This window comes from Hyphomonas oceanitis SCH89 (genome assembly GCF_000685295.1).
GTDB classification, from domain to species: domain Bacteria; phylum Pseudomonadota; class Alphaproteobacteria; order Caulobacterales; family Hyphomonadaceae; genus Hyphomonas; species Hyphomonas oceanitis.
The window spans coordinates 1-19,718 of sequence record NZ_ARYL01000048.1; the positions used below are offsets into that span (position 1 = coordinate 1).

The following is a 19,718-nucleotide window of genomic DNA, read 5'->3' on the forward strand; positions in this document are numbered from 1 at the left end:
GCCCGAATGGACAACCTATTGAAAGATCACACCTAGGCGTCGGCCTTCGGGTGTGTCGCCGCGTGAATGCCGAGGTTCGCCAGGTATTCACCGTCACGCCAGTGGGCATTCTCGGCAACGATAAGCACGCCCGAGGCATCCGCTACCTCGATGATATCGAGCAGGTCAGGATTGGCGTCCAGCGTGCGCGCATCTACGCGGATCGTATCGACAAGAAGCCGCAGCGAATCATTGAGCGGCGTTTGCCATGACTTGCGCATGTCGATCGCGACCCGGAATCCATGACGGCGGAGCAGGCTGACGCGACTGACATAATCAGCGACGCCGCCGGCAAACGCTGCATCAGCAAACTCAAGGCAGATTTCCTGCGGGCAGAGGGATGTTTGCCTAATGGCGGCGCCACAGGCAACGGCTGTATTCGCGTGGGCAAGCGACGCAAGCGGCGCAGGCACCAGGATAGGGCGCAGCGCATCTGGCTGTCCGTGTGTGGCGGTAGCGATGCGAATCAGCTGTTCAGACAGCCACTTTGCCGGGTTGGCCACTTCGTTCGGCATGGTGCGCGGGCCAAACGCCACGCGTTCTTCGAATGCCATCGGCGTTTCACAAACCTGTCCCAGCGGGTCGCCGCTCAGCAGGTGCACAACGGAATGAAATCGTAATGTGGGGGGAGGGGAAAGGCGGCTTTGGCGGTCCAGCGGGGATTGAATGGCGCGCATGCCTGTTTCCTTTCCTGATCTTGTCTCTTGCCTTCCCTAAGGGCGAGAGTTGAACATCACGCGCAGATAATCGTCCGCATTTTCCGGAAATTTGACCAATCGAGGTTACCTCAATGTCCCAGACCCCAGCAGAACCCCGCCTTTCGGCTACCGTCCTGATCATTCGCGATGGTGAAGAGGTGCCTCAGGTCCTGATGGTGAAGCGCCATTACCAGATAGATTTTGCGGCCGGCGCACTTGTCTTTCCGGGTGGCAAGGCGAACGAAGAGGATTCCGACCCTGCCTGGGACGCTTTCACGGATGGTGACTTCGGGCCCGTCCAGCAGGACGCGCGGATCGCAGCTGTCCGTGAGGCCTTCGAGGAATCCGGTCTCCTGCTTGCGCGTCATTCAAGCCAGCGAGGGCCGGGGGCGACTCTCGTCGGTCCGGCCGTGTCTGAGCGCCTTGCGCCGCATCGCGGACCGGTTGACCGGCGTGAAGAGAGCTTTCTCGAATTGATGCGCGACAATGATCTCGTGCTGGCGCTGGACAGCCTCATCCACTTTGGCCACTGGATCACGCCGGACATGATGCCCAAGCGCTTCGACACCCATTTCTACATCGCGCCTGCGCCAGCAGATCAGATCGCTGCGCATGATGGTCGCGAGACCACCGATGCTGTCTGGCTGGGCGCGCAGGAAGCGCTGGACATGGAGCTGGCGGAGCAGGCGACCATAATTTTCCCCACACGGATGAACCTTGTGAAGCTGGCCCGGGCAACGTCTGTCGCAGATGCGGCATCGCGCTTTGGCTCTGAAGAAGTCGTGTCCGTCTTGCCGAAGGCGGGCAAGGATGAATCAGGCCAGCCCTGCCTGTTCATTCCGGAAGAGGCTGGCTACGGGCAGACGATCGAGCTTTTGTCGCGCGTGAATGTCTGACTATTTGTGACCGGCCTTGGCGGCCACGCTCTGTTCCAGGGCATCGCATACGGCATCTGCCATGGACTGCGATGTGTCGCCTTTGCCCGCGCCGATAAAGGCTGCCCGGCAGGCTTCGATGTGCAGGTTTATCAGCGCAGCATTTTCGCCCGGATGTGTCTCACCCAACAGGTTGCAAAGCGATCCGCACAGCCGGGAGATGGCCGGGTAGCCGTATGATCCGGCAGCGCCCCGGATGTTGTGGGCGCACATGAAGACGGTGCGGTAGGCTTCAGGCGTAGCGCCGGGCTGCTTTGCCTGCCGCCAGGCATCCGTGAGTCGATCGAGGTCTGCTTCCATCCAGGCATCGAACTGGGATGCCATCGCGTCCACAGCGGCTTCAGCGCGATCTGCAAGGTCGTCAGGATCGGCCGTTTCAGGCTCGTGTTGTGGCTCCGGCGCGTGGGCAGGCGCAGGTATTTCAGCTGCAGTAACAGGCGGCGCGGGCGGCATCTTTATAACGCGCGAAATGTCCGGCGTCGCAATCTGCTTGGTTTCGTCGGCCTTGCCGCTCTTCGCGTTAAGCCATTTGCCAATCAGCTTTTTCATTGTCGCATCGTCCCGATCTTTGAAGCGATGCTAGGCGCCAACTCTTAAAAAACCGCTGACAAACAGGGGTGTCTGTCTCAGAAGGCAAATTGCTCACGCAGTATGCGCTCATCCAGCGCGTGGCCGGGATCAAACAGCATGGTGAGGCGCGTTTCCCGGCTTTCCCGCACGAGGACATGCTTGATGTCACGCACTTCCTGATTGTCGGCAGCCGCCGCAACAGGCCGTCGATCCGGAGCGATCACATCGATCGTCACCGTCGCATCATGGCGCAGAAGAGCACCCTTCCACCGGCGTGGACGGAAAGCGCTCACCGGGGTCAGCGCGAGAAGGTTCGCGCCAATGGGCAGGATCGGACCATGGGCAGACAGATTGTAGGCCGTAGAGCCCGCCGGTGTCGCCACCATCACGCCATCGCATGTCAGTTCTTCCATGCGCATGCGATCATCAACCGTGATTTTCAGCCGCGCCGACTGGGCTGTCTGCCGCAACAGCGACACTTCATTGATGGCAAGGGCGCTATGCTCTTCGCCATGAATGTCCGTCGCAATCATGCGCAGGGGCACGAGGCTCGCCCGCTCAGCCGCGTTGATACGGTCGACCAGACCGTCGAGGCTGTAGTCGTTCATCAGGAAGCCTACCGTGCCCCGATGCATGCCATAGACCGGCTTGTTGTCCTGGAAACGCCGACGCAGCGTATCGAGCATCGCGCCATCACCGCCGACGGCAACGATGACGTCTGCTTCTGCTTCGGGAACCTGACCGTAGCGCCGGACGAGTTCGGGAAGCGCGTCCTGTGCTTCGGGGCGCTTGGAGGCGAAAAATGAGAGGCGTAGCTGGTTCATGCCGGTCACATGTCGGCGGCGTTGGTGGAATCGTCAAGGATTTCGACGAAATGCATGCCTGATAGACCGGGGCTTTAGGCGCATTCAGGTGACGCCTGTGTCAGGTTTAACTGGCGTAAGCCGGGATTTTCCGGTAGTTTCGCACGAAAATATGGAGGAATGCGATATGGCCGATGGCGCCCAAAGTATCAATCTACGCGGTTCTGTGAGCGCAGAGGAGTGGAAAGCGCGGGTTGATCTCGCAGCCATGTACCGTCTCGTGGCTCTGCATGGCTGGGACGACATGATCTTCACCCACATTTCCCACCGCGTGCCCGGCCCGGATCACCACTTCCTGATCAATCCCTATGGCATGCTGTTCGAAGAAATCACCGCCTCATCGCTTGTGAAGATCGACCTCGACGGCAACGTCATTCAGGAAACCGAGTATTTCATCAATCCGGCGGGCTTCACGATCCACTCGGCAGTCCATGCCGCACGTGACGATGCCCATGTTGTCATGCACCTCCACACCGATGATGGCGTTGCCGTCTCATGTCAGAAGGACGGCCTGATGCCGCTCAGCCAGACGTCCATGCTGGTGCGCCACGATCTTGCCTATCACGACTATGAAGGCGTCGCGCTGGACCTTGGCGAGCGCGAACGACTCGTCGCTGATCTTGGCACCAAGAACACGATGCTTCTGTACAATCACGGCACGATGGCCGTTGGCGGTACAGCCGCCGAAACATTCCTGCGCATGTTCTTCCTTGAGCGTGCCTGCACGATGCAGGTTCGCGCGCTTTCGGCTGGCCGTGATGGCGTCATCATGGCGTCTGAAGACGTGCAGAACGTGGTGAAGGGGCAGAGCAATCCGGAGGGCACAAAGGTGCTCGCCAACCGGCTCGCATGGCCTGCTCTGCTGCGCAAACTGGATCGCCAGTCGCCCGGATATGATTCCTAGGGGATTTCCCGTATGCGACAAATACAGCGTTTGTCGTAGTTGAGGATTATCAAACGGCGGTTGCCGGATTATCTAAACGCCAGTTCTTGTCCAAAGGCGACCTATTGCCATGAAACACCTCAAAGCATTCGAAGACGCCCTCGGCGAAATTCATGGTGAAGGCCGCTATCGCGTTTTCATCGACTTGCAGCGGCAGCGCGGCAAGTTTCCGAAGGCCATTGCGCGCTTTGAGGATGGCGAGCGTGAAGTGACCATCTGGTGCTCGAATGACTATCTGGGCATGGGCCAGGACGAAGACGTCATCAGTGCCATGCACACGGCAATCGACAGCTTCGGTGCCGGTTCAGGTGGTACGCGCAATATTTCGGGCACGACTCGCTACCACGTCGATCTGGAACGTGAGCTGGCTGACCTTCATCAGAAGGACGCGGCCCTGCTGTTCACCTCGGGCTACGTGTCCAATGAGGCGACGCTTTCGACACTGGGCAAGATCCTGCCAAAACTGATCATCTACTCGGACTCGCTCAATCATGCGTCCATGATCGAGGGTATTCGCCGGTCCGGCGCTGACCGGCGTATCTTCCGTCACAATGATGTCGACCACCTGCGTGCCTTGCTCGAACTCGATGATCCCGAGCGTCCGAAACTGATCGCATTTGAGAGCGTCTACTCGATGGACGGCGATTTCGGTCGCATGCAAGAGATTTGCGACCTGGCCGACGAATTCAACGCGCTGACCTATCTCGACGAAGTCCATGCTATGGGGCTCTACGGCGAGAACGGGGCGGGGGTAGCCGAGATGCTCAACCTGGCTGACCGGATCGACATTATCGAAGGCACGCTTGCTAAGGGCTATGGTGTCATGGGTGGCTATATTGCCGGCCATGAGACAGTGATCGATTCCATCCGCTCAATGGCGTCCGGCTTTATCTTCACGACGTCGACCTGTCCGGTCATGGCTGCGGGCGCGCTTGCCAGCGTGTCCAAGCTGCGGACGGACGAGGGACGTCGGCTGCGTAGCCTCCATCAGGAGAATGCAGCGCTTCTGAAGAAGAAATTTGCGGACGCAGGCCTTCCAGTGATGGATTCGCCATCTCACATCGTGCCCCTGATGGTCGGAGACCCTGAGCGTTGCAAGGCGCTGTCAGACACATTGCTCTTCGACTTCGGGATCTATGTGCAGCCCATCAACTATCCGACCGTCCCGCGTGGCACCGAGCGCCTCCGCTTCACGCCAAGCCCCGTGCATGATGGTGCGATGATGGATGAACTGGTTGCGGCAATTCTCGCCGTATGGAAGCAACTGGGCCTCGACAAAGCGGCGTAGCGTCGGTTTTTACTTAGAGTATATTGTATAATTTAAGTATCGGCCGACCTCTTCTTGCCGAGGCCGATGTCTTTGGCGTGCTGTGAACGAAGCTTCGCATAGTTCGACGCGACCATCGGATAGTCTGCTGGCAGGTTCCAGCGTGCCCGGTACTCCTCAGGTGTCATGTCATAGCGTGACCGCAGATACCGCTTTAGCATTTTGAGTTTGCGACCGTCTTCCAGGCAAACAAGGTATTCCGGAGTTACAGATTTCGCAATGGATACAGCAGGTTCCAGCACATCTGCCGCTTGGGCGCCGCCGGTGGTCAGGTCAAGAATGGTGCCATGAACGGTCTTGATAAGCGCCGGGAGCTCAGCCGCCGCAACAGAATTGTTGGCAACAAATGACGTAACAATGCTTGCCGTCATATCCAGCACATCCGTATCATCAATGGTGTTCATACTGGTGCCTTGCCTCATCTGGTAAAAATTTGCTCCTAGTTACTAAGACCATCCTTCTAAGCAAGCTGTAATGCCAGATAAATTAAAGTAAACGGGCACAATATTCGTCTAGTCGCTACAGCAACCAGAATGTGAAACTGGCTTGTTTGCAGCAGTTTGCCACGGTTGCAGCTAAGAGACAGGCGGCGTAAAGACGTGCTGACCCCTGAAACAGGAGATTCTCATGGCGGATACGGCGGCTCCGGCCCAGATGGTGACGAGCGGATTCTTTAGTACATCGCTCCCGGAAGCGGATCCTGAATTGTTTGCAGCGATAGCCGACGAGCGGTCGCGCCAGCAACATCAGATCGAGTTGATTGCTTCTGAAAATATTGTTTCAAAAGCAGTGCTTGAAGCCCAGGGCTCGATTCTCACAAACAAGTATGCCGAAGGCTATCCGGGCAAGCGCTATTATGGCGGTTGCGAATTCGTCGACGTTGCCGAGAACCTTGCAATCAATCGTGCCAAGGCGCTGTTCGGATGTGAATTTGCCAACGTCCAGCCAAACTCGGGCAGCCAGGCAAACCAGGGTGTCTTCAACGCTGTGCTCAAACCGGGCGACACTATTCTTGGCATGAGCCTCGATGCCGGTGGTCACCTCACGCATGGCGCCAAGCCGAACCAGTCGGGCAAATGGTTCAACGCCGTTCAATATGGTGTGCGCCGTGAAGACGACCGCATCGATTTCGTCGAAGTCGAACGCCTCGCCAAAGCTCACCGTCCGCAAATGATCATCGCTGGCGGTTCCGCCTATCCCCGCGAGATCGATTTCAAGCGTTTCCGCGAGATTGCCGATGAAGTCGGCGCATTGTTCCTGGTCGACATGGCCCACTTCGCAGGCCTCGTGGCCGGCGGCGTCCATCCGAACCCGCTCGACCACGCCCACATTGCGACGACGACCACGCACAAGACGCTCCGCGGCCCGCGCGGCGGCATGATCCTTACCAATGACGAAGCGCTCGCCAAGAAGATCAATTCCGCGATCTTCCCGGGCATTCAGGGCGGTCCGCTGATGCATGTCATCGCGGCCAAGGCCGTTGCCTTCGGTGAGGCGCTGACGCCAGAGTTCAAGGCTTACGCCAAACAGGTCGTGGCAAACGCCCGTGCCATGGCAGCGGCTTGCAAGGCCAGCGGCCTCGATGTTGTCTCCGGCGGCACCGATACGCACCTTGCCCTGATCGACCTGCGTCCGAAAAACGTGACTGGGCGTGACGCCGAACAGGCACTCGAGCGCTCCTACATCACCTGCAACAAGAACGGCGTGCCATTCGACCCTGCCAAGCCAACCGTTACCAGCGGTATCCGTGTCGGCTCGCCAGCGGGCACAACGCGCGGCTTCGGCGAAGAAGAGTTCACCCAGATCGGCAACTGGATCGGTGAAGTTGTTGATGCCGTTGCAGCTGGCGACAGTTCCGCAACCGAGGACAAGGTCCGCGCCGAAGTCAAAGCACTGACAGCGCAGTTCCCGATCTATAACGGTTTGGGAGCCTGATCCGCCTTGCGCTGTCCTTTCTGTGGTTCCGAGAATACAGCCGTAAAGGACAGCCGCTCGGCTGAAGACGACACCGCCGTGCGCCGTCGCCGCGTTTGCGAAAGCTGCGGCGCCCGTTTCACGACATTCGAGCGCGTCCAGCTGCGCGAGATCGTCGTCGTCAAGCGCGACGGCAAGCGCTCCCTGTTCGAGCGGGACAAGCTATCGCGGTCCATATCGGTCGCCGTACGCAAACGCCCCGTCGACAGGGACCGGATCGACCAGATGGTCTCCGGCATTGTCCGCAAGCTCGAAAGCGGCGGTGAATCCGAAGTGCCATCCTCGCAGCTCGGCGAGCTGGTCATGGAATCCCTGAAGCGCGTCGACCCCGTGGGCTATGTCCGCTACGCCAGCGTGTATCGCGACTTCAAGGATCCAAGCGATTTCGCCCAGTTCATCGAGAAAACGGCGCTCGAAGAAGAAGATATCGACGAGTCATGAGCGGCGTGAGGGTCACCCTCAAGATCGCGACGTCCCTTGACGCCCGCATCGCGCTTGCCGACGGCACCAGCCAGTGGATCACGTCCAGCGACTCCCGCGCCAGGGCCCACCAGCTGCGCGCCGAGCATGACGCCGTCCTCGTCGGCATCGGCACAGTCCTCGCTGACGACCCGATGCTGACGGCTCGCACCGTGCCCATGCCGAAGAAACAGCCCGTCCGCATCGTGGCCGACTCCAGCGGGCGCACGCCGAAACACTCCCGCCTCGTCCAGTCCATTTCCAGCGGCCCTGTTGTCGTTGCAACAGCGGGCCAGCCTCAGGACATCCTCGCCGCCAGCGGGGTGGACATCTGGCGCTGCGGCAACGGCACCCGCGTTGACGTCACATCGCTCGTGCGCCGCGCTGAGGGGGAGGGCATCACATCCATCCTGCTCGAGGGCGGCGGCACACTCGCGGCTTCCTTCATACGTGCGGGTCTCGTCGACGAAATTGCATGGTTTCGTGCGCCCATCCTGATCGGCGGGGATGGCCTGCCAGCATTGGGAAGTCTCGGCCTCGATGACCTCGCCTCTGCGTCACGATGGCGTCCTGTCGCGACGGAACGGATTGGAGATGACGTTCTCGATACTTATGTTCGAATTCAGCATAAGTCCCCCTAAGGATCCAAGCCGCCATGTTTACAGGTCTCGTCACTGACGTCGGAACGGTCCGCAAGGCCGAGCCGCGCAACGGTCTCATCCGGTTTGAGGTCGAAAGCGGCTACCCGCTCGAAGACATCGCCATGGGCGCATCCGTCATGCATTCCGGCGTTTGCCTCACGGTTGTGGACATGGGACAGGCCGAGCGCGGCGCCTGGTTCGCCGTCGAGGCCGTGCCTGAAACCCTCTCCAAGACCGTTCTCGGCGAGTGGAAAGCCGGCTCCCGCGTCAATCTCGAGCAGAGCCTCAAGCTCGGCGACGAGCTGGGCGGCCATTTCGTGTTCGGCCATGTCGACGGCGTCGGCGAGGTCGTCTCCATCGAACCCGAAGGCCAGAGCTGGCGCCTGACGATCCGTCCGCCTGCCGAAATTGCCCGCTATTTTGCCACCAAGGGTTCGGCCGCCATCAATGGCGTTTCCCTCACCGTCGCTGCGGCCTTGCCGAATGGCGACTTCCAGATCGCGATCATTCCGCACACATGGGAGGTGACGACCCTGTCGGACCTCACGCCCGGCGCACATGTGAACCTTGAGATCGACATGCTCGCGCGCTACGTGGCGCGCATGATTGGCGCCGATGCGCCGGAAGGACCCTCTACTCATGTCTGAAAGTTTCCACGACGCCATTTCCTCGATTGACGAGATCATTGAGGACGCTCGCAACGGGCGCATGTATATCCTGGTCGATGCCGAGGATCGCGAGAACGAGGGTGATCTGATCATCCCCGCAACCTTTGCGACACCCGAACAGGTCAACTTCATGGCCCGCCATGGCCGCGGCCTGATCTGCCTCGCCATGACGCAGGAGCGCGCCCACACGCTGCGCCTCGACATGATGACCCGCAACAACCGGGAAAGCATGCAGACCGCCTTCACGGTGTCCATCGAGGCCAGGGAAGGCGTAACCACCGGCATTTCCGCACATGACCGTGCCCGCACGATCGCCGTTGCTATCGATCCGACGACAGATGACGACGATATTGTCTCGCCCGGCCACGTTTTCCCGCTGGTCGCCAAGGACGGCGGCACACTGGTCCGCGCAGGGCATACAGAGGCCGCAGTCGACATTTCGCGCATGGCCGGTCTCTATCCTGCTGGCGTGATCTGCGAGATCATGAACGAAGACGGCTCGATGGCGCGCCTGCCAGACCTGGTTGCCTTCGCCCAGCTCCACAATCTCAAGATCGGTACGATTGCCGATCTCATCGCCTGGCGCCGCCAGAATGATCGTTTCCTTGAGCGCCGCGTCGAAGCCGTGCTGAACTCCACCTATGGAGACGGCTTCAAGACGGTCTGCTTCCGCAACACGCTCGACAATTCGGAACACATCGCCATTGTCCATGGCGACATCAAGCCGGACTCTAATACGATCGTCCGCGTTCACCGCACCGACGTACTGGCCGACATTCTCGGCGAAACCGGCCCGCGTCAGGGCCTTGTCGGAAAAGCCATGCGCATCATTGCCGAGGCTGAAGAGCCGGGCGTCGTCGTTTTCGTCAATTCCATGCATCCCAACGTGATTGCAGAGCGTCTTGGTCTTAAGAGCAGCACGCCGCGCGATCCTTCCGCACCCTTGCGGGAATATGGCGTTGGGGCCCAAATTCTACGGGAATTGGGCGTTCGTCGCATGACTTTCCTGTCCGATACGCAGCCAACCCGCGTTGCAGGGCTTGACGGATACGGCTTGACCATAGAGGGCTGGCGCCGCTTGAACGAGGAGACAAAATAATGGCAGACCGCGTCCTTATTGCCATTTCACGCTACTACAAACACATCAGCGACGAGCTGGAGCTTGGCGCGATGGAAGTGCTTGAAGCTGCCGGTGCAAAAGTCACCGTCATGGAAGTGCCCGGTGCTTTCGAACTGCCGGGCCTTATCGCCATGGCAGCCGACAGCGGCCGCTTCGATGGCGCCGTTGCGCTCGGCTGCGTCATTCGCGGCGAGACCTCGCACTATGATTACGTTTGCGGCGAAAGCGCCCGTGGCCTCATGGACCTCATCGTCCAGCGCCGTCAGGCCATCGGCTACGGCATTCTGACCGTCGAGAATGGCGATCAGGCCTGGGTCCGCGCTGACCGCAAGCAGAAGAACAAGGGGAAGGACGCCGCTGAGGCGTGCCTCTCAATGATCAAGTTCCGCAAGGAACTCATTCGTTGAGCGATCAAAAAGTCCCTTTTGAAGTCATCCGAGCGCGCCGTGCTGGCGCCCGGCTGGCGGCTGTTCAGGCGCTCTATGAAATGGAGCAGACGGAGAAATCCGCCAAAGCGACCATCCGCGCCTTCATGGAAGACCGTCTCGGCATCGGCCCGGACGAGCGCCCCATCGAGGAAGCAGACCCCGACCTGTTCAAGTCCATCCTGAACGCGGTGGTCGCCCATCAGGTCGCCATCGATACGGCCATTCTCGCCCGCCTTGCGGACGGCTGGAAACTGACACGTCTCGACTCGACGACGCGCGCCATCCTGCGCGCAGGCGCCGCTGAGTTCATCGCGCATCAGGAATTGTCCAGCGCGGTCATCCTCGATGAGTATGTTTCGCTGGCCTATGACTTCTTCGACGAGACCGAAGCGAAGTTCGTCAACGCCGTGCTTCAGAATGTCGGGCAGGATCTCCGGGCAGGTACAGCCGCCTAGTCCGCACTCCGCGCCCACGTCCGAATTTCCTCAACGAACAGCTCTGGCGCTTCCATGGCCGCAAAATGCCCGCCATGGCTCAACTCGTTCCAGTGCGTGATATTGTAGGCCCGCTCTGCCCAGCTGCGCGGCGGTGCCGCGTAGATTGTCTCGCCCGGGAAGTTTGCAAAGCCGGTCGGCGTCTCACAGCGCTTGCTATCGGGCAGGCCAACGCCGCCTTCCTGGAAGAGGGCGTTATAATACCAGACGCTCGTCGCAATGGCGTCGTTCACGAGGTAGATCATCACGTTCGTCAGCAACTGGTCCTTGGAGTAGACACTGAACAGGTCGCCATCCTTCAGGTCTGACCAGCCGTGAAACTTCTCCAAAATCCACGCGGCCGTCCCCATGGGCGAATCCATCAGCGCCATGGCCAGCGTCTGCGGCTTGGTCGCCTGTTCCATCAAATAGGCTCCCTCGCGCTGCATGGCGGCCTGCGACGCGTTCAGCCAGTCGGTCTCTTCCTGTGATTGCGGCGTGGCCGGGTTTGGCCGGAAACCCATCATGTTCAGGTGGATGGCCTTGCAGCCGCCCTTCTTGTCATGCGTGCCATGATTATAGCCGAGCCATGACGTGACGAGGCCACCCCAGTCGCCGCCCTGCGCCAGATAGGTCTCGTAGCCGAGCACGTCCTGCATCAGCGTGTTCCACAGCTTCGCGGTCGCGCGCTGTCCAAGCGGTGATTTGGGTTTCTCGGAAAATCCGTAGCCGGGCAGGGACGGAATAATGATGTCGAACGCGTCTTCGGCCTTGCCGCCATGCTTGGATGGATAGGCGAGGGGACCGATCGCTTCCCAGAACTCGAAAAACGAGCCCGGCCAGCCATGCGTCAGCAGCAGCGGCCGGCTGCCGCCCGCTTCGCCGATCACATGCACGAAGTGTATCTCGAGTCCGTCGACATCGGCTTTGTAGCTTTGATAGCGATTAAGGTCGGCCTCGGCCTCGCGCCAGTCATAACCGGCCAGCCAGTAGCGCTGCAGGTCCTTCATCACGGGGGTCGACATGCCATAGGCAAAGCCCTGCTCGTTCGCAGGGGCGGGGAACCAGGGGTAATTCTTGACCCGCTCCATGATCGCCTCGATCTTCTTGTCGGGCACATCAATCCGGAATGGCTTTGGTCTGGGCATGCTGTCGTCCTCCTGAGAGGAAAGCATACGCGCAATGACATGTCCGCGCGAGCCGGACGCAGGGTCAGGTCAGACCGAGAAACTCGTCCCGCAACCACAGGCCGCCGTGGCGTTCGGATTCTTGATCTTGAAGGCCGCGCCGATCAGTTCGGTCGAAAAGTCGATCTCGGCGCCGTGCAGGAATTCGAGGCTCATTTCGTCGATCAGCACCTGCGCGCCATCCCGCTCGACGACCATATCGTCGGCATTGGCCGCATCGGCAAAGTCGAACTTGTAGGAAAAGCCCGAACATCCGCCGCCTTCAACGGACACGCGCAGGAAGGCTGCGCCGTCCTGTTTGGCCAGAATCGCATTAATCCGCTTGGCAGCGGAGGCGGACAGGGTCACATCAGGGGCTGTTACGGTGCTCATGCACACAAGATAGGGACGAATTGGCCAATGGAAAAGAGAGCAGTGTTTGCGACGCGTCACGAAGACAGCCGCGGGCGCTATCATGAGGAGGCCCCGTCTGCGACCCGCACGCCGTTCCAGCGTGACCGCGACCGGATCGTCCACTCCACCGCTTTCCGCCGCCTGAAGCAGAAAACGCAGGTTTTCGTGGCCCATGAGGGCGATCATTACCGCACCCGCCTCACGCATTCCCTCGAAGTCGCCCAGATCGCCCGCAGTATCGCCCGCACGCTTGGCCTTGATGAAGACCTCGCCGAAGCCCTCGCGCTCGCCCATGATCTCGGCCATCCGCCCTTCGGCCACGCCGGGGAAGACCAGCTCGACGAATGCATGAAGGAGTATGAGGGCTTCGACCACAACGCCCAGACCCTGCGAATCGTCACCAAGCTGGAAGTGCGCTACCCCAATTTCGACGGCCTGAACCTCAGCTGGGAAATGCTGGAAGGCCTCGTGAAGCACAACGGCCCCGTCACAGGCCCCGATACGCCGATCAGCAGCCTACCCGCGGCCTTCCGCAACTTCCACCAGCTAGCCGACCTCGAGCCCGACCAGTTCGCCGGCCCGGAAGCCCAGGTCGCCGCCCTGTCCGACGATATCGCCTACAACAATCACGACATCGACGACGGCATCGCCTCGGGCCTCTTCACCATTGACGACCTGAGAGACATCCCCGTTGTCGGCGACGCCTTCCGCGGTGTCCGCGTGGAATATCCCCATCTCAGCGACCGTATGGTCACCTACGAAGCCGTCCGGCGCCTCATCGGCATCTGGATCAACGACGTCACCGACGAAACCCGCCGCCGCATCGCCCTGCATCAGCCCCAGAGCGCCGCCGCCGTGCGCGCCATGGACGTGCCGCTCGTCGCCTTCTCGGATGCGCTGGCCGAGCGCCAGCGTCCCCTCCGGGCCTTCCTCTACGAACGCATGTACAAGCACTACAAGGTCAACCGCATGCGCAGCCAGGCCAAGCGCCTGCTGGCAGACCTGTTCGACATCTTCCTCGCCGAGCCCGAAACCCTGCCGCCGCCCTGGCGCCACGACGCAGCGCAGGTCACCGAAGGCCGCCGCGCTCGCATCGTTTGCGACTATATCGCCGGCATGACCGACACGTTCGCCATGGAAGAGCACCGCCGCCTGTTTGATCCCAGCGGCATGCGCTGATGGGCGATTGAATACAGTCCGCCCGGGCAAATCCCGGCAATGTTCAAGCGTCATTAACGAAACAGCCCCTAATATTAACCTCAGCAACTTGTTCTGAAGGAAGTATTCCATGGGCAGATCACGCAACGGGGGCGATTATTCGCCTTTCGAGGATGACTACCGGGGATTCGAAATCCGCGATGATGAGACCGCCCGTGGGCCGCTCATACTGGCGCTGGCCATCGGCGTCCTGCTCGTTTTCGGTGCCGTCGTCTGGAACACGTATCGCCAGGGCGTCCGCGCCAATGGCGCCGGGATCCCCAGTGTTATCGCCGATTCCCAGCCCTACAAGCGCACCCCTGAGGATCGCGGCGGCATCGCCGTGCCCGACACCGACAAGCGCTTCTACGACCAGATGGACGCCTCCGACCGCCCCGCCGCGCAGGATGCCGAACTGGCGGATGAAGAGCGCAGCACAGAGTTCCTGCAAGGTGGCCCGCCCATAGAGCTCCGGCCGGGAATCGAATCAGCCGGCGCCGACGAGACAGACCCCGAAAACGGCATGCCGAACGCCGTTGCAGACCAGGTGAAGGCGCTGGCCGACCTTGATTCCCGCCCGGCCGAATCGGATGAAGACCTTGAAGTCGCTGCCGTAAACCCGGTTCCGATGCCGATGGCGGCCCAGCCCATGCCCCGGCAACAGGCCATGTCCGAGTTCGAATTCGCCGCCAATGGCGCTTTCATGGTTCAGGTCGCCGCTTTCCGCTCCGAAGAGGCGGCTGAAACTGCATGGCGTAAGGCATCCAGCAGCAGGCCCGACATCTATCAGGGCGCTTCGAAGCACATCCAGCGGGCTGATCTTGGCGCCAAGGGTGTGTTTTACCGCTTGCGCGTAGGCACCTTTGCCGAAAGATCGGAAGCTTCGGCCTTCTGCGATGCGCTCAAGGCTTCTGGCGAAAACTGCATTGTGGTGACTGGATAGTGAATAAGGCTTGCATCCTCAGCATCTCCGGCGCGCAGCTGACTTCGGGGGAAAAGACCCTCTTCGCCACACAAAATCCGTGGGGCGTCATCCTGATGGGCCGCTCCTGCGTATCGAAAACGCAGATCCGCGCGCTGGTCAGCGATATCTGGAATGCCACTGGCCGCGAGACACTCATCTTCATCGATCAGGAAGGCGGCCGCGTCGCCCGCCTCAAGGCGCCGGAATGGCCGCTTTTCCCGCGCGGTGAAGACTATGCGCTCCTCTACAAGGCAGACCCCGAGCGCGGCCGCGAGGCCGCATGGCTGGGGCACCGCCTCATCGCCGCCGAATTGGCCTCCATGTCCATCCATGCCGACTGCGCACCCGTCGTCGACCTGCCAGTGCCAGGCGCGCATGACGTGATCGGCGACCGGGCCTTTGGCACCGAGCCGGAGCAGGTCGCAGACCTTGCCCGCGCAGCGCTCAAGGGCCTTGCCGATGGCGGTGTTGCGGGCGTCGTAAAGCACATTCCGGGGCATGGTCGCTCCATGTCGGACAGCCATCTGGAACTGCCCCGCGTTATGGCCAGTGAGCAGGAATTGGCCAAGGATTTCGACGCCTTCGCACGGCTCGCCGACGCGCCGATGGCGATGACGGCCCATATTGCCTATGACGCGATCGATCCCGGTGTGGCCGCCACCCTGTCGCAAAAGCTTATTCAAGGCATCATTCGCGAGCGAATCGGGTTTGATGGCCTGCTGATGAGTGATGATCTGGGGATGAGGGCGCTGGGCGGCAGCCTGACGACGCGTGCGGACGGGGCAATTGCCGCCGGCTGTGACATGCTGCTGCACTGTTCCGGCTTCCTGAAAGACGACGAAGCGATCCTCGCCGAGATGACCGAAGTGGCCGAAGCCTCGCCACTTCTCGCCGGCAAGGCGCTCCAGCGCGCTGACCGTGCCGAGGCCATGGCGACGAATGAGCAACCCTTTGACGCTGAGGCCGGCTGGGCCCGTTTCCACCAACTCTTTCCCGATTTCAGGGCGATGGCATGAGCGTGGACGCCATCTCCATTGATGCGCTGTCGGCAGACGCGCAGGACGCCGAAGCGGGGGATATCTTCCGCGTCGATGTCGATGGCTATGAAGGCCCGCTCCACCTCCTGCTAGAGCTGGCCCGCCGCCAAAAGGTAGACCTGCTCCACCTGTCCATCCTCGACCTCGCCGTCCAGTATCTCGGCTTCATCGAGGACGCGAAGTCCAAACGCATGGATCTTGCGGCAGACTATCTGCTGATGGCCTCATGGCTCGCGTACATGAAGTCACGTCTCCTCCTGCCCAAGCCCGAAAAGCTGGATGAGGACGAGCCAAGCGGCGAGGAAATGGCTGAGCGGCTGGCTTTCCGCCTGAAGCGTCTCGATGCCATGCGCACCGCCGTTGAAGAGCTTGAGGCCGGCCCGATCCTCAACAATGTCATCTTCCTGCGCGGACGGCCTGAACAGCCTGTCGTCGTCAAGCATACCGAGTTCAAGGCCTCGCTCTTTGAGCTGACCCAGGCCTTTGGCGCCATTCGTGAGCGTAAGGAAAAGGAAGCGCCTCACAAGATTGAGCAGCAATTCGTCTTGCCGCTGGAACTGGCGCGCACCACACTGCGCGCACTACGTAGCCAGCTCACCCAGTGGTCAACACTCGACGAGATCCGGACAACGATGACGGATGTCGATCCGGACCTGCCGCCAAGGTCCGTCACCGCCAGCGTCTTTTCGGCGGCTCTTGAACTCGCCCGTGACGGCGAAGTCGATGTGCGCCAGGACGCCCACTTTGCGCCACTATACCTGCGTAATGCAGCAACCAACCCCGGGGAGGGCAGGGATGCAACCGCTTGAGAAGTTTGAAATGATGGATGATTCACAGGAAGAGACGCGGGATCCCATGGCCCAGCTGTCCTTCGCCTACAAGCGCTCCGAAGCGGCGCTGGAAGGCGGAATGCAAGAGGCCTTGTCGGAAGGAATCCGCCGCGCAGAGGCCATCCTGTTCGCCGCGGGTGAGCCCCTGTCGGCTGACCAGATCGCCGAAATCCTGCCGCACGGTGTCGAGTCCGCTGAAGTGCTTATGTCGCTGCGCGCAATGTATGCCAATCGCGGCGTGAACCTCGTCGAAGTCGCTGGCAAATGGCGTTTCCAGACGGCGCAGGACTTGGCCTATCTCTTTGTCGAGGAACGTCAGGTCCAGAAGAAGCTGGGTCAGGCTGCGCTCGAAACACTCGCGATCATCGCCTATGGTCAGCCCGTCACCCGCGCCGAGATCGAGGCCGTCCGCGGCGTCGCCGTCGCCAAGACAACCATCGACTCCCTCATGGAAGCCGGTTGGGTGAAGATCAAAGGTCGCCGCAAGACACCCGGCCAGCCCATGACCTATGGCACTACCGATGCCTTCCTTGAACATTTCGGTCTCGAAAGCCTCGACACCTTGCCCGGCAAGGCAGACCTCGAAGCTGAAGGCCTGCTCTCCGATGTCATCCCATCCGGCTTCCAGATGCCGGACGAGGAGGCGCTCAACGAGGAAGACGTCCTGATCGACGATCGCCACGACGCCGAAACCGTCGACGCCTTCGTCACCGACTACATGGACATTGAGGACGCGGACGCGCCTGCAGATGACACTGAAGCGAGCGCGTCTGATGAGGCCGAACCGGATGATGCCGAATTGGAACTGACTGAAGGCGCAATTGCTGGCGAGGCAGAAGACGACGAGTCTGAAGACAGTTCGGTCAGCGTTTTTACTTATCTGAAGCCGCGCCCCACGACGCCTGAGGAAGACGAGGATTTCGACCGCGCAGCGGTCAAGGCCGCCGTCATCCAGCTCGCTTCCAATCCGCGTGAGCCGCAACGCCCGATGAGCGACTGGGATGATGAGGAATAGGTCACACGACCGGCGGCTCTAATCTGAACCGTCTTTCCTCATCGAACAGTCCGAGGATGTCATCCTCCGCAGTCCCTGCGCCGATATTATGAAGCACGTAATGATGTCCCATGGCCGTCACCCGGTCGGACACGATTCCGATATGCGGCAGGCTGCCATTGAGGCGCATTGTATAGAGGTCGCCCGGCTGCCAATCCGTCAGTGAGGCGGGAGTGGGCAAGGCTTCTCCATGCCGACGGAAATAGGTCTCGAGGTTCGGCACCCGGCGATGGTCGATATTCCTGTCCGTCCGCGTCAGGCCCCAAGTCTTTGGATAGGCGCTGAACGCTGCTTTCATGTCCTCATGAACGGCTGATTGCAGGTCGAGGTCGAACGCGTCCCGATACGCCCTGATCACGACATCCGTACACACACCCCGCTCACGCGGCACATCGCCATTCGGATAGTCGAGGCTGACATAGGCCGGGTCATAGCTCACCGTGATTCCGATCTGCTGGCGCGCGGCGAGGATAAGCCGCGTCTCCCAGGGCACCAGTCGCTCACCCGTGACGCTCGGGAGGAGGGGGAGGGCCACAAGGCCGGACAAGGCGGCACGACGCGTGATCATGGCCCTAGAAAGCACCGCCTTGCGGCAGGATTAGGTTGCAAATGGGCCGGGAATGGTCACGGAAGGGTCCGGGAATGGACTCGGAAGTCCACCGGAAGGCCCGGGAACGGACTCTTAAAAGCCCTTCAGCTCCGCAATCTCGTCCAGATCAGCCCGCTCCGCACGCAGCGCATTGACCTTGTGATCTGGATCCGGAACGCCAACAGCCATCGCGCACCAGACCATTTCCGTCTCGCCCAGCCCGAAATGCTCCTTCAGCATCGGCCGCAAAATGCCCCAGCATTCCTGCATGCATGTCCCCCATCCGCGCTCCTCTGCGAGCAGGGCCAAAGTTTGCATGTACATGCCGGTATGGCCCCACTGGCCGTGGCCCATACGCTCATCAATCACAATGAACACTGCAGCAGGCGCGCCGAAGAAGCGGTAATTGTTGGCAAACCAGGCAAGCTTCGCCGGCCGGTCGCTGCGCGGGATTTCCAGCGCCTCGTACATCATCTCTCCCACACGCCTCCGGCGCGCCTCATGCGGCTCCCACAGGTCCTTTGGATAGATCGCCCGGTCCGTCGGCTGGCCAGCAGGGCTGTCCTTCAGCACATCAGCCGCCTTGGCGATCACCGCATCCTTCGCCTCCCCCGAAACCACAATCACCCGCCACGGCTGCACATTCCCCCCCGAAGGCGCCCGCTGCGCTGCGGTCAGCCAGTCACGAACATCGGCTTCGGAAAGCGCGTCAGGTTTGAAGGCGCGCGTTGAAATGCGCTGGGCGACAGCGGTGGAAACATCCATGAAAAAACCTCCCATCAGGATCTGATGGGAGGTTTATCAGGCTTTGCGCGGCGTCAGCCAACACGCTTATTTCGGATGGCAGATCACAGGCATCCAAGTGTAGCCTTTCACGAAGGCGCCGGAGGTAAGCGATGGCTCGTCCAGCACTTCAATATGGCTGAAGCGCTCCATGATCTCCTGCCACAGGATCTGCAGTTGCAGCTCCGCAAGGCGGTTGCCGACGCAGCGGTGAATGCCGAATCCGAAGGAAATGTGGCGGCGGGCATTCTCGCGGTCGATAATGTAGTCGTTGGGACGATCCCAGAAGCGCTCATCGCGGTTGCCGGAGACATACCACATGGCGACCTGGTCGCCCTTGTGGATCGTCTTGCCGCCCATCTCGACGTCTTCCAGCGCTGTGCGGCGCATGAAGGCCAGCGGCGTCTGCCAGCGGATCGTTTCCGACACCATGTTCGGGATCAGCGAATGATCAGCTTTCAGTTTCTCATATTCGGACGGGAACTTGTTCAGGGCGTAGACCGAACCCGTCATCGAGTTGCGGGTCGTGTCATTGCCGCCGACGAT

At 60.7% G+C, this 19,718-nt stretch carries 24 protein-coding genes; 15 read left to right on the forward strand and 9 right to left on the reverse strand.

Annotated features, from left to right (window positions below):
• Positions 1-32 precede the first annotated feature (32 nt).
• Positions 33-716, reverse strand: coding sequence for an EAL domain-containing protein (locus HOC_RS18555; protein ID WP_084146454.1), 684 nt, complete (start codon positions 714-716; stop codon positions 33-35).
• Positions 717-829: 113 nt separating this feature from the next.
• Here HOC_RS18555 and HOC_RS18560 point away from each other — a divergent pair, with 113 nt between their 5' ends.
• The gene (locus HOC_RS18560) at positions 830-1,633 is read left to right on the forward strand and encodes an NUDIX hydrolase (RefSeq protein ID WP_035541330.1); all 804 of its coding nucleotides are present in this window, start codon (positions 830-832) and stop codon (positions 1,631-1,633) included.
• Here HOC_RS18560 and HOC_RS18565 read toward each other — a convergent pair whose 3' ends face one another.
• Positions 1,634-2,221 (reverse strand): Hpt domain-containing protein, encoded by a 588-nt coding sequence (locus HOC_RS18565; protein WP_035541332.1) that lies wholly within the window; start codon positions 2,219-2,221, stop codon positions 1,634-1,636. It lies immediately after the preceding gene.
• Between the two features lie 77 nt (positions 2,222-2,298).
• On the reverse strand, positions 2,299-3,066 hold the full coding sequence (locus tag HOC_RS18570; RefSeq protein ID WP_035541333.1) for an NAD kinase: 768 nt from the start codon (positions 3,064-3,066) through the stop codon (positions 2,299-2,301).
• A 166-nt stretch (positions 3,067-3,232) separates the two neighbouring features.
• Here HOC_RS18570 and HOC_RS18575 point away from each other — a divergent pair, with 166 nt between their 5' ends.
• Both HOC_RS18575 and hemA read left to right on the forward strand, forming a co-directional pair.
• Positions 3,233-4,009, forward strand: coding sequence for a class II aldolase/adducin family protein (locus HOC_RS18575; protein ID WP_035541334.1), 777 nt, complete (start codon positions 3,233-3,235; stop codon positions 4,007-4,009).
• Positions 4,010-4,118: 109 nt separating this feature from the next.
• Positions 4,119-5,336 carry a 5-aminolevulinate synthase gene (hemA, locus tag HOC_RS18580; protein ID WP_035541335.1) on the forward strand — a complete coding sequence of 406 codons (1,218 nt, stop codon included), beginning with the start codon at positions 4,119-4,121 and terminating at the stop codon, positions 5,334-5,336.
• Between the two features lie 32 nt (positions 5,337-5,368).
• Here the strand turns inward: hemA and HOC_RS18585 are convergent, their stop codons facing one another.
• Positions 5,369-5,779 (reverse strand): Ros/MucR family transcriptional regulator, encoded by a 411-nt coding sequence (locus HOC_RS18585; protein ID WP_035541336.1) that lies wholly within the window; start codon positions 5,777-5,779, stop codon positions 5,369-5,371.
• Positions 5,780-6,029: 250 nt separating this feature from the next.
• On the opposite strand from HOC_RS18585, the gene glyA reads away from it, so the two are divergent.
• The 7 genes from glyA to nusB are packed head-to-tail and all read left to right on the forward strand — an operon-like array spanning position 6,030 to position 11,120.
• The gene (gene glyA, locus HOC_RS18590; RefSeq protein WP_035541355.1) at positions 6,030-7,310 is read left to right on the forward strand and encodes a serine hydroxymethyltransferase; all 1,281 of its coding nucleotides are present in this window, start codon (positions 6,030-6,032) and stop codon (positions 7,308-7,310) included.
• A gap of 6 nt (positions 7,311-7,316) precedes the next feature.
• Complete coding sequence (gene nrdR / locus HOC_RS18595; RefSeq protein WP_035541337.1) at positions 7,317-7,790, forward strand: transcriptional regulator NrdR; 474 nt, start codon at positions 7,317-7,319, stop codon at positions 7,788-7,790.
• The gene (locus HOC_RS18600) at positions 7,787-8,449 is read left to right on the forward strand and encodes a RibD family protein (RefSeq protein WP_035541338.1); all 663 of its coding nucleotides are present in this window, start codon (positions 7,787-7,789) and stop codon (positions 8,447-8,449) included. The genes nrdR and HOC_RS18600 overlap by 4 nt, the downstream gene beginning before the upstream one ends.
• 14 nt (positions 8,450-8,463) lie before the next feature.
• Complete coding sequence (locus HOC_RS18605) at positions 8,464-9,096, forward strand: riboflavin synthase (RefSeq protein WP_035541339.1); 633 nt, start codon at positions 8,464-8,466, stop codon at positions 9,094-9,096.
• Entirely contained in the window at positions 9,089-10,216 is a 1,128-nt protein-coding gene (gene ribB, locus HOC_RS18610) for a 3,4-dihydroxy-2-butanone-4-phosphate synthase (RefSeq protein ID WP_035541340.1), read from the forward strand. Before HOC_RS18605 ends, ribB begins: the two co-directional genes overlap by 8 nt.
• On the forward strand, positions 10,216-10,644 hold the full coding sequence (gene ribH, locus HOC_RS18615; protein ID WP_034743166.1) for a 6,7-dimethyl-8-ribityllumazine synthase: 429 nt from the start codon (positions 10,216-10,218) through the stop codon (positions 10,642-10,644). The genes ribB and ribH overlap by 1 nt, the downstream gene beginning before the upstream one ends.
• Complete coding sequence (nusB, locus tag HOC_RS18620) at positions 10,641-11,120, forward strand: transcription antitermination factor NusB (protein ID WP_035541342.1); 480 nt, start codon at positions 10,641-10,643, stop codon at positions 11,118-11,120. The genes ribH and nusB overlap by 4 nt, the downstream gene beginning before the upstream one ends.
• Here nusB and HOC_RS18625 read toward each other — a convergent pair.
• Complete coding sequence (locus HOC_RS18625; RefSeq protein WP_035541343.1) at positions 11,117-12,286, reverse strand: epoxide hydrolase family protein; 1,170 nt, start codon at positions 12,284-12,286, stop codon at positions 11,117-11,119. The two genes, nusB and HOC_RS18625, sit on opposite strands and share 4 nt — an antisense overlap.
• 69 nt (positions 12,287-12,355) lie before the next feature.
• Complete coding sequence (gene erpA / locus HOC_RS18630; protein WP_035541344.1) at positions 12,356-12,697, reverse strand: iron-sulfur cluster insertion protein ErpA; 342 nt, start codon at positions 12,695-12,697, stop codon at positions 12,356-12,358.
• A 27-nt stretch (positions 12,698-12,724) separates the two neighbouring features.
• Between erpA and HOC_RS18635 the strand changes: the two genes are divergently transcribed.
• The 5 genes from HOC_RS18635 (at position 12,725) to scpB (ending at position 17,761) form a co-directional block, all read left to right on the forward strand.
• Entirely contained in the window at positions 12,725-13,897 is a 1,173-nt protein-coding gene (locus HOC_RS18635) for a deoxyguanosinetriphosphate triphosphohydrolase (protein ID WP_035541345.1), read from the forward strand.
• Positions 13,898-14,006: 109 nt separating this feature from the next.
• Entirely contained in the window at positions 14,007-14,858 is an 852-nt protein-coding gene (locus HOC_RS18640; RefSeq protein ID WP_035541346.1) for an SPOR domain-containing protein, read from the forward strand.
• Positions 14,858-15,895 carry a beta-N-acetylhexosaminidase gene (gene nagZ / locus HOC_RS18645; protein ID WP_241767088.1) on the forward strand — a complete coding sequence of 346 codons (1,038 nt, stop codon included), beginning with the start codon at positions 14,858-14,860 and terminating at the stop codon, positions 15,893-15,895. The genes HOC_RS18640 and nagZ overlap by 1 nt, the downstream gene beginning before the upstream one ends.
• Entirely contained in the window at positions 15,892-16,725 is an 834-nt protein-coding gene (locus tag HOC_RS18650; RefSeq protein ID WP_035541349.1) for a segregation and condensation protein A, read from the forward strand. The genes nagZ and HOC_RS18650 overlap by 4 nt, the downstream gene beginning before the upstream one ends.
• Positions 16,712-17,761 carry an SMC-Scp complex subunit ScpB gene (gene scpB, locus HOC_RS21940; protein ID WP_084146456.1) on the forward strand — a complete coding sequence of 350 codons (1,050 nt, stop codon included), beginning with the start codon at positions 16,712-16,714 and terminating at the stop codon, positions 17,759-17,761. Before HOC_RS18650 ends, scpB begins: the two co-directional genes overlap by 14 nt.
• A gap of 1 nt (position 17,762) precedes the next feature.
• On the opposite strand, the gene HOC_RS18660 is transcribed toward scpB, so the two are convergent.
• The 3 genes from HOC_RS18660 to HOC_RS18670 all read right to left on the reverse strand — a co-directional run.
• Positions 17,763-18,368, reverse strand: coding sequence for a DUF1287 domain-containing protein (locus HOC_RS18660; protein WP_035541351.1), 606 nt, complete (start codon positions 18,366-18,368; stop codon positions 17,763-17,765).
• A 114-nt stretch (positions 18,369-18,482) separates the two neighbouring features.
• On the reverse strand, positions 18,483-19,154 hold the full coding sequence (locus tag HOC_RS18665) for a nitroreductase (protein ID WP_035541352.1): 672 nt from the start codon (positions 19,152-19,154) through the stop codon (positions 18,483-18,485).
• A gap of 66 nt (positions 19,155-19,220) precedes the next feature.
• The coding region (locus HOC_RS18670) for a cytochrome P450 (protein ID WP_035541354.1) at positions 19,221-19,718 on the reverse strand (498 nt) is incomplete at its 5' end.